Source organism: Streptomyces sp. NBC_01520, assembly GCF_045040375.1.
Lineage (GTDB): Bacteria > Actinomycetota > Actinomycetes > Streptomycetales > Streptomycetaceae > Streptomyces.
In genome coordinates this window covers 693,386-705,233 of sequence record NZ_CP109404.1, presented here as the reverse complement: position 1 = coordinate 705,233, position 11,848 = coordinate 693,386, and the positions used below count along the sequence as shown (strand labels likewise).

Here is an 11,848-nt window from a genome sequence, read left to right as displayed (position 1 = left end):
GGGCTACGCAGGGCCGCCCGGGCTTCTGTATGGCCCAGTCGGCCCTGGGGCGGAGTGCCCGCCCGGTGGGACGGTGGCAGTACCGGAAGGCAGGAAGTAGAGGGTGGTGAGTGCCATGGGGTCTCGTCCTGTGGTCGTCGGTGTGGACGGGAGCGAATCGAGCCTCCTTGCGGCCGACTGGGCAGCCGATGAAGCGCTCCGGCACGAAGTGCCCTTGCGGCTCGTGTACGCCTCTCTTTGGCATCGTTACGAGGGCGCCGACCTCGCAACCAGCCTCTCGCGGCCTGACGAACAGGTGATGGCCGAGAATATCGTCGGTTCAACAGCTGAACGCGTTCGGCGTCGCGCGCCGAACCTGCGGGTCACGACAGAGGTGGTGCCCGAGGAAGCGGCCGACGCGTTGCTCAGAGAGGGACGGAATGCTTTCGCCCTGGTCACCGGATCCCGAGGGCGCGGTGAGATCGCCGGGTTGCTTCTCGGATCGATCAGCCTGGCGGTCGCTGCCGGGGCACACTGCCCGGTTGTCGTCGTACGAGGAGACAAGGCGGGTCTGGAGGGAGTGCACGGGCGGATCGTGCTCGGTATCGGTGACACCGACGGGAACTCGCCGGCTGTGCGGTTCGCCTTCGTCGAGGCCCGGCTGCGGCACTGTGAGCTGGACGTGGTGCGTGCTTGGCGCTGCCCCTCCCACGAGACGGCGGATCATCCGCTTGTTGCCGGTGAACCCGCTTGCCACCACGAAGCGCGAGCTTCTTCCCTGCTCGACGAGGCGGTGGCGACCGCAGGGGATGTCTACCCGGACGTCGCAGTGCGGCGAGTCACCGCAGAGGGGCCGGCCCGGAAGGTACTCCTCAAACGTTCCGCCGTGGCCGACCTGGTGATCGTGGGGGCGCAGAGACGGCAGAGCCAGGTCGGCATGCAGCTGGGCAGGGTCGCGCACACGGTCCTGCACCATGCGGCCTGTCCCGTCGTCGTGGTTCCTCGCGGAGCCGAGAGCCCTTCGGAGGGAACAACGCCATGAACCCTCCATCACCTCACCATGTGAGCGACGTGATGACGCGGACGGTCGTCGCAGTCGGTCTTGATGCGCGCTTCAAGGAGATAGTGGCCGCTGTCAATCAGTGGCAGGTGACCGCTGTGCCCGTCCTCGAGGGGGAGGGGCGAGTGGTGGGTATCGTCTCCGAGGCTGACTTGCTCGCGAAAGAGGAGCTGCATGACGAGGACGCGACCATGATCGGCCAGCGAGACCGCTTGACGGATTATGCCAAGGCAGGGGCCGTGACAGCCCGGGAGCTCATGTCGGCCCCCGCCGTCACCGTCCCTGCGGACGCAACACTGCCCGAGGCTGCCCGGCTCATGGCACACCACGGGATCAAGCGTCTCCCGGTAGTGGATGGGCAAGGAGTCCTCAAAGGCATCGTGAGCCGCGCCGACCTGCTCAAGGTATTCCTGCGCGCGGACGAGGAACTCGCCGATGAGGTGCGGCAGGAAGTGGTCGACCGTCTCTTTCCTGTCTCACGTCGGAACATTCGCGTAAATGTGAACGAAGGGCGCGTGACGATCGACGGGACGGTCCGCGACGCAGCTCTGATCCCTGTCGCCCAGCGGCTGGCCCGAGCCGTGGAGGGTGTGGTGGATGCGACGTGCCATCTGGAGGCCGCCAGCACACCGTGACGTCGCCGCGGCAGGGCGCGTCAATTCGGCACCAGGGCCGGTCCGCGGCTCGTGCGAGGTCGCGTCAGTGAGCTTCCGAGGCGCCTGCCCGTACGACGACCACCGGGCACTTGGCGTGCTGGGCGCACCGCTGGCTCACAGACCCCAGCATGGCCCGCGCGAAGCCTCCGCGCCCTCGGTTACCGACCACGAGTAGATCCGCACCTTCGGAAGCTCCGATCAGGACTTCGGACGGGTCACCCTGGACCAACATCTCGTGCACCTCGGCGGGCTTGCCGTTGCCGAACACGGCACGGATCCCCTCTGCGAAGCGGAGCCGAGCGCGATCCAGGTCGAAGCCCGCTTCCGTCGCGGGCCCCGCCCAGCCGATCTCCGAGGGGGTGTCCCAGGCGCACACCGCCTCGACGACGGCGCCGGTGAGCTGAGCATGACGCGCTGCCCAGCGAAGAGCCTCCTGCGAGGGGCCGGAGCCGTCGACCCCGACCACGACTCGGGGGGTGGTTTCGGAATCGCTGCCCATGACCGCCTCATCGTTCGTCCGAGTCCTTCACCGCCCACAGTGCCTGCGCTCAGGGTGCCGCGCCAGCGGAGAGCGTGGCGACCGGCGGCGTTGTCCCGAGTAGCCCCGGAGGCCCCTTCGCTGCGGTCACGTGCCCACGCGCGGCTGAACGGGTGAGGTTCCGCGAGGTCGTGGCCTGCCACGGCGACGGGCCGACCGGACCGGATGGTGACCTTCCGGCCCCTCCTCGGGGCCGACGAAGTGGGCAACGCTGGCGGCAGGCCTTGACCTCATGAGGAGCGCACCATGTCCCACACCGTCAGTAGTGCCGGAATCGACAGCTCACGGGAGAGCCTCGCAGCAGCGAACCGGGCAGCTGATGAAGCTCTGCCCCGCGGGTGTCCTCTGCGTCCCCTCCACGTGTGGAGGGACGGCGACGCTCCAGCGGCCCGTTACACAGATCCGGGGACCGAACAGCGGTCGGCGGAAGCGCTTCTGCACAGGGCCGCCGAGCAGGGAGCTGAACCATCCGCACATGCGGATGGAGACGCAGCAACAACCGGGCAACCCCGTAGAGGGACTGCCGGCCACCGGCGAACGATCCGAACCCATGGCCCCTCCGTCTCGCGGGCTATCTGGATTCGGGTCGGTCTCCTTGGCGGTTCTGGCTCGCGCAAGGCGTCCACCGGTCCTGGTGCGCGCGGAATCCCCTGACGACCAGGGCACCCGGTCCTCGGCGGGCGACGTCGTCGTGGGGCTGGATCTGCCGGAGGCCCGCCAGGAGGTCTTGGGATTCGCGTTCGCCGGCGCCCAGAGGTGCGGATGCGGATTGCGGATCGTTCACAGCTGGTCCCTGCCACCGGCGTACGGGCCTGGCACGACAGACGTCGTGCCTGCGCTGATGGAAGAAGTGGCGACCGCACGACAAGAGGAAATGACTCGGGCACCGGGATCCTGGAACGAAAAGTATCCGGCGGTTCCGGTGAGCATTGAATGTCTCCAGGGCATCCGGCGCAGGACTGGTCGAGGCCTCACGCCAGGCCAGGCTGATCGTCCTGGGCCTCCGCCACCGTGCCTCGCACCTGGGCGCCCATGTCCGGCCGGTCGCCCACTCGGCACTGCACCACACGGCGGCGCCGGTGGCCGTTGTTCCGCACGGCTGACAGGAGGCCGCAGGGGGCGATGCGCCATGAACGCTTCCTCGCCATGCGTGCGCACGGCCAGCAGGCGCGGCCGCCGTGGTGCGGCGCTGCCCATCCGTGCCTAGCGTGAACTGACTGGGCTGTCCTCTGCCACACCATCGCGCCTTGGGCAGGGCCCGCTTCGCTGTCGACAGCAGGAAGGCGAACCGTCATGACCGATCGGCCGCAGAAGGACTCGCCCGGGCCCGGTGCCCCGGCAGTGGGGGATTTCGGTAGACGTGTGGCGGAGCGCCGTGAGGATCTGGGACTGTCCCGGGGGGAGCTGGCGCTCCGCACCGCTTCCGCTCCCGGATACATCGAGTACGTCGAAACGCAGCCGGGTTCTCACGGGATGGGATTCATGGTGCGCCTGGCCAACGCGCTCGAAACGACAGTGGACGAACTCACCGGAGGAACGGTCGACCTGCCTCCCGGTGTAGGCCGAGCGGCGTATCATCCGGAACTGGTGGACCTCGGCCAGGAGGAGTGCTGGAAGCTGCTCGGGACCCATGGGGTGGGCCGCGTGGTCGTCAGCGACGGGCGAGGCCCAGCCGTGTTCCCGGTCAACTACGTGTCCACCGGGGGAGAGGTCGCCTACAGGACCTCGCCCGACTCCGGCCCGGCGAACGCGGTCGGGCACGAGACCGCCTTCGAGGTGGATCACATCGACGAAGCCTTCAGCCGGGGATGGAGCGTGCTGGTCGTCGGGGAGGCTCGGATGGTGACCGCGCCGGAGGCTGTCCAGCGTCTCGAGGAGCATAGGTCCGGTACGTCCCCCTGGGCCGGTGGGCAGCGGGATATGTGGATCGCGGTGACATCCGGCAGGGTGACCGGGCGCCGCATCGTGGTCCGCGACCGCTGACGCCACCGCGCGTCCCCGGCGGCGCCCAACGGACCCTCGTCTTCAGGGCGACGTCCCCCGATCGACATCGAGCACATCGCTCACCACGCGACGGGGGGTCGCCGGGACGGCAGGACCGTGCCCCAGCCGGAGCAGCATCTGAGGGAAGGCCGACGCCGGAGGCGAGTGAGGGGCACGAAGGAGCCACCGCAGTTCGGGCCGTTCAAGGGCTTGCGAGTTGAGAGACGTGGACAAGCCGTCCAGCGTCGACTGCAGCAGCACTCTTTCCAAGGCCTGGCCGGCGAGCAGCCAGTCCCGAGGACGGTCCTCGGACGTTCCGAGGACCGCGAGACAGGGAGCCTGTTCGAAATCCGCCGAGCGGCGATCAGGAATCGTGCGCCCGACGGCAAAATCCCGCACCGGTGCCCGACCGCCGTGGTGCCGTGGCCCGAAGGCGTAGGCCGGGATCCCGTCCGGGACTCCGGTGCCGGACCCCGTCCACCGGGTGATCTCTTCGCGGACGTCAGGAGACAGAGTCTCGTCCTGCTCAGCCTCTCTGATCACATCGATCACCGCGTCGACCTGCCAGTCGCCGAGAACGGACATGGCCGCGCCCTCCGCCCGCGCAGCGCCCTTGAGGCCGTCAAGAAGAGCTTCGGGGACCGACTCGTCGGTGAAGGGCTCGCGGCTGGTGTGCCGACGAGCGATCGCTGGGTAGAGGCTGGAGACCGAGTCGTTCCCTTCGCGCTCGGCGAACACCGCGGTGGCTACCAGCGTGGGATCGTCCGGGGCGGGCAGCAATTGGATGTCCGTCGACCATCCGGCGTGTGCGACGGCCACGCGGAGGTTGAACAACGCGGCGCCACAACTGATGTGCATGCTGCGGCGGGTCGGATCCGTACGAGGCATGCAGCGGGTCATATCCATGTGCAGATGGAGAACATTCAACGCCGGCACATAACGGAACTTCCAGGGTTGGGCGTTGTGCATCGACGGCGCCATGGTGGCGTCATCGACCCAGGCGGTTACTGACGCGACGTCAGTGCGGCGGGTCGACATCAGGGGTCCTTTCCCGGTGTCTCGAGCTCGGCCAGAAGAGCCCTGTGAGCGAGACCTTCTCCGGCAAGCTCCTCTGCGACGACCGCCAGGCCGGGCTCGGCCTGTTCGGCAACCCGGGCTGCTTGCTGGAGCAGTTCCTCATACTCCCGGGAACGCTCCGGAGGTACAGGGCCGTCACGAGTGGAACCCCATGCCGCCACGTGTTCCAGGCGCTCGGGAGGAACACGCCATTCCCGCACATGGATGATGCGGAGTGCGACTGCCCGCAGCGCCGCTTCCCGGGCAGCCCACCTGACGGCTGCGACACTCTCCGGAGATCCGTTCACGCCTACTGCCACATTTCCCGTCATGTCGGCTCCCAGAAGCGATTGTGTATCTCTCGGCATCTCGCATATCACCGGCGGTGTCCGCTCTCCGGTGCGCGGGTGCCGCCTTCCGCCTGACCGTTTGCGAGCTTCGGATGTTCTGCAGTTCGCAGGGCCCCAGGAAGGTCCCAGTTCTGCGAGCCGGCCCGTCCGCCGCGCCGCTGCTCGACACCCCTCTCCAGGTGCTGACGGACGTCGGAGGTCAGTGCTGAAAGCTGAGCGGAAACCGTGGGGACAGGCGCCTCGGGGTGTCGGATTCGACGTGTGCGCTGCGGCAGGGCAGCCAGGTCACCGACGAATCGGTCGTGGGCGGCCGCAAGAGTGTCGCGTGTGCGGGTGCGGCGTCCTGCCGACATCACCGTCTGCAACAGCGGCTCCCGGCCACCGGGCACGTCCTCCTCGGCCAGCGCGATCACATCATCCGCACCACCCTCTGCCCGAAGTACTTGCTTGCGCCCGGGTGCGGTCACCTTGGCAGCGGACAACTTCATCACCGGCCGTCCGTCGTATTCGACCAACTTGTAGGCCGAGTCCAAATACGGGGCGTCGGACGATGTCCCCACCTTGGTCCCGACCGCGTACACGTCGATCGGTGCGCCGGAGCGAACCAAGTCCTCGATGCGGAATTCGTCGAGACCACCACTCGCGATGATGCCGACGTCTGGCAACCCTGCTCTGTCGAGGACTGTCCGTGACCGGCGGGCGAGCTCAGCCAGGTCGCCGCTGTCGAGCCGGATCGCGGAGCCGGGACCCCGGTGCAGGGCGTTCAGGACGCGAGCCGCGGTCACGACGCCCTCCACCGTGTCGTAGGTATCGACCAGGAGGGTGATCGGTCCGGCACGGCTGCGCGCGAAGGCCATGAACGCTGCTTCCTCGTCACCGAAGGCCTCGATGTACGAATGTGCCATTGTCCCCGAAGCCGGCGTCTTCCATCGGAGTGCCGCAGCGACGTTACTGGTGCCGGCGAAGCCGACCATCGAGCCGACGCGGGCCGCTTGCATCCCTGCCTCCGGCCCGTGCCCGCGGCGCAGGGAGAAATCGACGACAGGGCGGCCGGCAGAGGCGAGCACGCACCGTGCAGCCTTGGTTGCCACGGTTGTCTGATGGCTGACCTGACTCAGCAGCCACGTTTCGACGAGCTGCGCTTGCGGCAATGGGGCGGTGACTTCCAGCAGAGGCTCTCCGGAAAGGACTATTCGCCCTTCCGGCACGGCTCTGACCTCACCCTCGAAACCGAGCCCGACAAGGGGTTCCGCCTCGTGCGGCGGACGTCCGAGAGCTGCGGCGAAGTCCCGGGCGTCATTCGCGGTGACGCAGAAATCGGTCAGGAAATCGAGAACCGGCTCCAGCCCTGCGCTCACCAGGAAGCCACGGTTCGGGGGGAGATCGCGTACGAAGAGGCTGAACGTGGCGTCCTCGGTCATACCTTCTCGCAAGTAGGAGAGGGCCATCGACGCTTCGTACAGATCCGTGGTCGTGGCTTGCGACATGGCGCTCAACGCCTCTTCCTGATCGTCGGAACCGCCTTCCCGAACCTGGGCGCCTCCCATTCCCCGTAAAGCCTTTCTCGGAGCCACCTCCTGCGGGTAGGGCCGAGTGGGGCACCTTCGGCAACACTCCAGAGGGTTCCGGGGGGACCTTCGGCCCTCGAACGGGACCGCCGTGGCCCTGCCGGCTACTCGCTGGTGAGGCCACCTTGAGAACCGAGCGCATGCGGCCCGAGGAGCGGATCATGAGCACTGGGACGTTCCGGACAGCGCGGCCAGGGCAGGTCGTCGTAGGCATCGATGGTTCCGAACACGCCAGATCGGCTGCTTTCCGGGCGGCGGCCCAGACCGATGCGTGACCGACACCACCCGCATGATCGTGGTCGGCGCCCGGCGGCTCGGTCACGCGGCGGAAAATGCTCAGCACCCGGTCGGTGGCCGCGCCTCTCAGCGCGCAAGCACACTGCCCCGCGGTCGTGGTGAGAGCACCGAGCACACAGCGGAACGCCTGGCTCGGCTGATCGTCGGAGTCGACGGCAGTGCCTCATCGCACGAGGCGGTGAAGTTCGCCCTCGAGGAGGCGGAAGTGCGAAGAGCGTCCCTCCACGCGGTGTGGGCGCGACCCGCCGTCTCGTTCAGGGGAGGCGAGGCCGGACTCGAAGAGCGCACTCGTCTCCTTACCAAGGCGATTGCTGCGTGTTCCACCGGACATCAGGGTGTGAAAACGACCCAGGAGGTGCGTCGGGGGCATCCCGTGGAGAACTCGACGGCGCTCCTCGACCGCGCTCGCAGTGGTCGCAGGAAGGCGTGGCCATGGTGGCCACAAAGGCATGCGCCTCGGGTCGGTGGTCCATGGACTCCCGCACCGAGCCGAGTGCCCAGTGACCACCGTTCCCGGCGAAGCGTGACCATCGGTCCCACACACCCGATCCCGGTTCCGGCGGGTACCTGAGACCTAGGTGGGCGCCGGCGCCCGGAAGACGGGCAACTGGAGCACAGGTCCGGTCCGGTCCTTGCCCGTCACGGGTGTCGGCGTGCCTCACGGATTGCCGAAGTCGAGACGGATATCGACCACACCTTCCACTGCCCGGACGGCTCGAGCGAGGAGCGGGACCAGCGCCCGGTCCGCCAGAGCCCCGCCCAGGGTGACCACCCCGTCGGAGACCCGCACGTCGACGTCTGCCGCAGCCGGGAGTTCGGACAGAACGCTGCGCGCCTCGGCGGCGATGTCACCGTCGGAACGAAGGAAGACTTTCAGGAGGTCACCTCTGCTGATCACTCCTTGAAGCAGTCCACCACTGTCCACCACCGGCAGACGCTTCACGTGGCGTCGTGCCATGATCCGCGCCGCTTCGGCCACTGTCGCGTCCGCGTGCACGGTGACGGCAGGGGTCGACATAAGCTCCTCCACGTATACAGCGTCCGCCTTGGCAGAGTCTGCGAACGGACGATCACTCGGCGCGGAGCTGCCGGTGGGACGGTTCCCCTCCTTCAGGAGGAGATCCGCCTCCGAGACCACCCCGATGACACGTCCTTCGCCGACGAGCACCGGTAGAGCGCTTACCTTCCACTGGTTCATGAGCTTGACGATGTCCTTGTACGAGGCCTTGCTGCCCACGGCAACCGCGGTATGCGTCATCAAGTCGCTCACGGTGTGAGGCGAGGCCGTCATCACAAGCTCCCCTGGTAGGGCACGAGGGTGGGTTTCCGCATCGTCCGGTCGAAGGTCAGGCACGGCGACTCCATTCCGGTTCCACTCTGCTCCATTCGGACTCCCAACCGGTCGCGCGACGCCGGTTGCACACCACTCGTACGCCGAACCCGGCCAGTGCGCCTGCGCCGATGGTGACGGCGGCACTGCTTCCACCTTCCAGCAGTGCTTCGGCCCACACATCGCGGTACCCGTGAGGGGCGGAGGTGATATCGCCTCGGCTGTCCAGCCAGAGTTCTGTTCGTTTCCCGCGCTCGGTCCCTGGTGCGACCAGCACCCTTCCCGTGCCTTCTCCGCCGGTTGCGGTCACCCAGCGGACCGGCACCGGGACGCGTTGGGAACGCCCCGACTCGTCTGCCCACGGCGATGACGCGGCCGCGTCGCGCAGGACTGTAGCGCGTACGAGATGCCGGTTGGCCTGCTCTTCCGCGACGACTGACCGTTCGTGATCGAAGGCTGCCCATCCCTGCGCGATGCCGATCGACGAAGCGCATATGAGGGCCAGCGCCGCAACAAGAAGCCACAGCCGTGCCTCCAGGACGTCGACCTTTCGACGCAGAGGATGCGTACGCCACCGTCGGCTTCCTATCGCTGCGTACATGGAGTCACAGCCTTTCAGGCCACGCTCTGATCTCGGTGGCCCACCTGCGATGGCGGTGAAACGGCCCCTGCGCGGTTGCCGCGCGGGAACCGGACGACGGTGTACTCGACTCCGAGTCTCCGCACACACGCAGAGACGTTGAAGGGCCGTCCGACGCATTCGGCAGGGCCGACTGGACCCTGGCTGCTGCCGCTGACAGTCATCCGGATCGCGGCGCCACGGTCAGAGAGGGGCCGAACGTCCCTGAGGGCTACCCCTTTCGTCTCTCGGAAGCGACCGACCACTAACCGAGACTGAATGGAGGTCGCAAGGGGAAACAGCAGGGCAAGGGGATATCGATCCCTTCCCCTGTATGAGTTGTGCGCGGGAACTGCGGGGCCGTTCTTGGCGAGCGCCCGGGCTGTGGCTGCCGGCATAGGGCCAGCTGCCGTGGAACAGGGAGTGAGGGAGTGAGTACTGTGCACGCATTCGTTTATCACGGCCCCGGCAAAGGACATTGGGACAGCGTCCAGGACCCGGTGATCGAGCAGCCTACCGACGCGCTCGTGCGGGTCGACGCGGCTACGGTCTGCGTGGGTGACCTGCACATGCTCCGGGGGGAGGACAGTGAATTGCAGCCAGGCACGGTTCTCGGGCACGAAGCCGTCGGCGAAATCATGGAGGTCGGCCCCGAGGTGCACGCAGTGGTTCCGGGAGATGAAGTGATCATCTCCTCCATCTCCGCCTGCGGGTACTGCCTGCCATGTGGAGAAGGCGCCTACGGTCAGTGCACGCAGGGGGGTGGGTGGCTGCTGGGGCGCGAAATAAATGGCACGCAGGCGGATTTCGTCCGTGTTCCGTTCGCGGACCACTCGACGCACAAACTGCGGTACGGCCTGGACGCGAATACAGCCGTCCTGTTCTCCGAAGCGCTACCTGCCGCTTTCGAGCTCGGGGTGCGTAACGGTAAGGTGCGTCCCGGTAATGTGGTTGCGGTGGTGGGCGCAGGGCCCGTCGGCTTGGCCGCTGTGAGTATTGCCGATATTTTCAGCCCTTCCCGTGTCATTTCAGTTGACCTGCTGCCTCGCCGCTTGGAGATGGCCGCCGACTTGGGGGCTGATGCCGCAGAACTTCCGGGACGGCTGATAGCGGAGCTGTCGGAGGGCCCTGGAGCGGATGTGGTCATCGAAGCGGCGGGAACTCCTGACAGTTTCACGCTGTGCACGAGATCGGTGCGATCGGGTGGCCACATCGCGAACATTGGTATGCATAATTCGTCAGTCACCCTGCACCTTGAAAAATTGTGGCGCAAGAATGTCACCATCAGCACTGGTCAGGTTGACACATCGTCCACTGGTTGGCTTCTCGATACGCTAACGTCAAAGCATATGCGGCGCCTATCGCGGCTTATCACTCGGGAACTAGAATTCGCTCAGACGGAAGAAGCCTACGAAATTATCGCTACCGCGGCTGAAACGGGAGAATTGAGGACAGCTCTCCGGCGGCCTGGCTGATCTTTACTCCTGGACAATTTCAGTTTTCGGGAGTGCCCGATGGGAAATGTGCGTGAAGCGGTCTCATCGGGACACTCTCGCCATGAGGGTCAGATTTGAGGTAGGGGATCGTGGCTGTTGACGTCGGCGGCCACCGAGAGGAACGAGGTGAAAGGCCGTGCCCTACGACCGCAGTGTGAAGCTCAACGGCACGTTCGAGGAGACCGTGCAAGCCGTCCGCCGAGCCCTCACCGAACAGGGCTTCGGTGTCCTGACAGAGATTGACGTCCAGGCGACGCTCAAGGCCAAGATCGACCACGACATGGAGCCGTACCTGATCCTTGGTGCCTGTAACCCCCCGTTGGCTCGTCGGGCCCTGGAGGTCGACCGGGCGATCGGACTTCTATTGCCTTGCAACGTAGTGGTGCGTGCCGATGGCGCGGAGGTGATCGTGCAGGCGATCGACCCCGGAACCATGGTCGCCCTCACCGGCCTCGACGCGATGGCGCCCGTCGCCGAAGAAGCCACCCGGCGCCTTGACTCGGCTCTCGCGTCCCTCAGGTGAACCACCCGGTGCCGCGATGGTGAAAGCGGTGTTGGCCACTGCTCTGCGCACGAGTGAGCAGACAGCCTCGACGGGGCAGGTCGGGTGCATACGGCGGAAGCCGGACGGTGGTGAGCCAGTCGTGTTCGGCCTCGTACTGCTTCAGCCCCGCGGCCAGGTGGGTGTTGAGATTGTCCCAGGCCACCACGATCGGTCCGTCGAGCTGGATGTGTGCCCGCACCAGGAGGTCGCGACAGTCCTGCCAGGAGAAGCTCTTGCGGGCGCCCTTGAGCAGGAGGTGCGTGCGGGGCCGGTGGATGAGACGGCTCTTCTCGCCGGCCTTGTAGCAGCACAGCGCGGCAACCGAGGTCCACAGCTCCACCGCGTGCTCGTCACGCTCCAGTGCTCTGCGGG

14 protein-coding genes and 1 pseudogene are annotated in these 11,848 nt (G+C 66.9%); 9 read left to right on the top strand and 6 right to left on the bottom strand.

Translation table 11 applies throughout. From position 1 onward, the window contains the following. The first annotated feature begins 115 nt into the window (after positions 1-115). Both OG524_RS03140 and OG524_RS03135 read left to right on the top strand, forming a co-directional pair. Positions 116-1,021, top strand: coding sequence for a universal stress protein (locus OG524_RS03140; RefSeq protein WP_405393347.1), 906 nt, complete (start codon positions 116-118; stop codon positions 1,019-1,021). Then, complete coding sequence (locus OG524_RS03135) at positions 1,018-1,674, top strand: CBS domain-containing protein (protein WP_405392510.1); 657 nt, start codon at positions 1,018-1,020, stop codon at positions 1,672-1,674. Before OG524_RS03140 ends, OG524_RS03135 begins: the two co-directional genes overlap by 4 nt. Before the next feature lie 64 nt (positions 1,675-1,738). Here the strand turns inward: OG524_RS03135 and OG524_RS03130 are convergent, their stop codons facing one another. After that, on the bottom strand, positions 1,739-2,194 hold the full coding sequence (locus OG524_RS03130; protein ID WP_405392511.1) for a universal stress protein: 456 nt from the start codon (positions 2,192-2,194) through the stop codon (positions 1,739-1,741). Between the two features lie 285 nt (positions 2,195-2,479). Here OG524_RS03130 and OG524_RS03125 point away from each other — a divergent pair, with 285 nt between their 5' ends. The 3 genes from OG524_RS03125 to OG524_RS03115 all read left to right on the top strand — a co-directional run bounded on the left by OG524_RS03125 (position 2,480) and on the right by OG524_RS03115 (position 4,216). Beyond that, positions 2,480-2,887, top strand: a complete 408-nt coding sequence (locus tag OG524_RS03125; protein ID WP_405392512.1) for a universal stress protein — start codon at positions 2,480-2,482, stop codon at positions 2,885-2,887. Between the two features lie 275 nt (positions 2,888-3,162). Next, positions 3,163-3,336: a hypothetical protein gene (locus OG524_RS03120; protein WP_405392513.1), complete on the top strand. Its 174-nt coding sequence runs from the start codon at positions 3,163-3,165 to the stop codon at positions 3,334-3,336. A 259-nt stretch (positions 3,337-3,595) separates the two neighbouring features. Further along, complete coding sequence (locus tag OG524_RS03115; protein WP_405392514.1) at positions 3,596-4,216, top strand: helix-turn-helix domain-containing protein; 621 nt, start codon at positions 3,596-3,598, stop codon at positions 4,214-4,216. A 42-nt stretch (positions 4,217-4,258) separates the two neighbouring features. Here the strand turns inward: OG524_RS03115 and OG524_RS03110 are convergent, their stop codons facing one another. From OG524_RS03110 to OG524_RS03100, 3 genes are read right to left on the bottom strand one after another with little or no spacing between them, the layout of a single operon-like run. After that, on the bottom strand, positions 4,259-5,254 hold the full coding sequence (locus OG524_RS03110; RefSeq protein WP_405392515.1) for an Acg family FMN-binding oxidoreductase: 996 nt from the start codon (positions 5,252-5,254) through the stop codon (positions 4,259-4,261). Beyond that, positions 5,254-5,604 (bottom strand): universal stress protein, encoded by a 351-nt coding sequence (locus OG524_RS03105; protein WP_405808950.1) that lies wholly within the window; start codon positions 5,602-5,604, stop codon positions 5,254-5,256. The genes OG524_RS03110 and OG524_RS03105 overlap by 1 nt, the downstream gene beginning before the upstream one ends. Positions 5,605-5,648: 44 nt before the next feature. Beyond that, complete coding sequence (locus tag OG524_RS03100; RefSeq protein ID WP_405812415.1) at positions 5,649-7,109, bottom strand: nicotinate phosphoribosyltransferase; 1,461 nt, start codon at positions 7,107-7,109, stop codon at positions 5,649-5,651. A 370-nt stretch (positions 7,110-7,479) separates the two neighbouring features. On the opposite strand from OG524_RS03100, the pseudogene OG524_RS03095 reads away from it, so the two are divergent. Both OG524_RS03095 and OG524_RS03090 read left to right on the top strand, forming a co-directional pair. Continuing rightward, a pseudogene (locus OG524_RS03095) lies at positions 7,480-7,806 on the top strand (universal stress protein); the annotation flags it as partial. A gap of 130 nt (positions 7,807-7,936) precedes the next feature. Next, on the top strand, positions 7,937-8,014 hold the full coding sequence (locus OG524_RS03090) for a hypothetical protein (RefSeq protein ID WP_405393351.1): 78 nt from the start codon (positions 7,937-7,939) through the stop codon (positions 8,012-8,014). A 131-nt stretch (positions 8,015-8,145) separates the two neighbouring features. On the opposite strand, the gene OG524_RS03085 is transcribed toward OG524_RS03090, so the two are convergent. Further along, complete coding sequence (locus OG524_RS03085) at positions 8,146-8,778, bottom strand: CBS domain-containing protein (RefSeq protein WP_405393352.1); 633 nt, start codon at positions 8,776-8,778, stop codon at positions 8,146-8,148. A 1,098-nt stretch (positions 8,779-9,876) separates the two neighbouring features. On the opposite strand from OG524_RS03085, the gene OG524_RS03080 reads away from it, so the two are divergent. Together OG524_RS03080 and OG524_RS03075 are read left to right on the top strand one after the other, a co-directional pair. Next, positions 9,877-10,911: an alcohol dehydrogenase catalytic domain-containing protein gene (locus tag OG524_RS03080; RefSeq protein WP_405393354.1), complete on the top strand. Its 1,035-nt coding sequence runs from the start codon at positions 9,877-9,879 to the stop codon at positions 10,909-10,911. Between the two features lie 157 nt (positions 10,912-11,068). Continuing rightward, complete coding sequence (locus OG524_RS03075) at positions 11,069-11,455, top strand: DUF302 domain-containing protein (RefSeq protein ID WP_405392516.1); 387 nt, start codon at positions 11,069-11,071, stop codon at positions 11,453-11,455. On the opposite strand, the gene OG524_RS03070 is transcribed toward OG524_RS03075, so the two are convergent. Beyond that, positions 11,448-11,816, bottom strand: coding sequence for a transposase (locus tag OG524_RS03070; protein ID WP_405808948.1), 369 nt, complete (start codon positions 11,814-11,816; stop codon positions 11,448-11,450). The two genes, OG524_RS03075 and OG524_RS03070, sit on opposite strands and share 8 nt — an antisense overlap. Between the last annotated feature and the right edge of the window lie 32 nt (positions 11,817-11,848).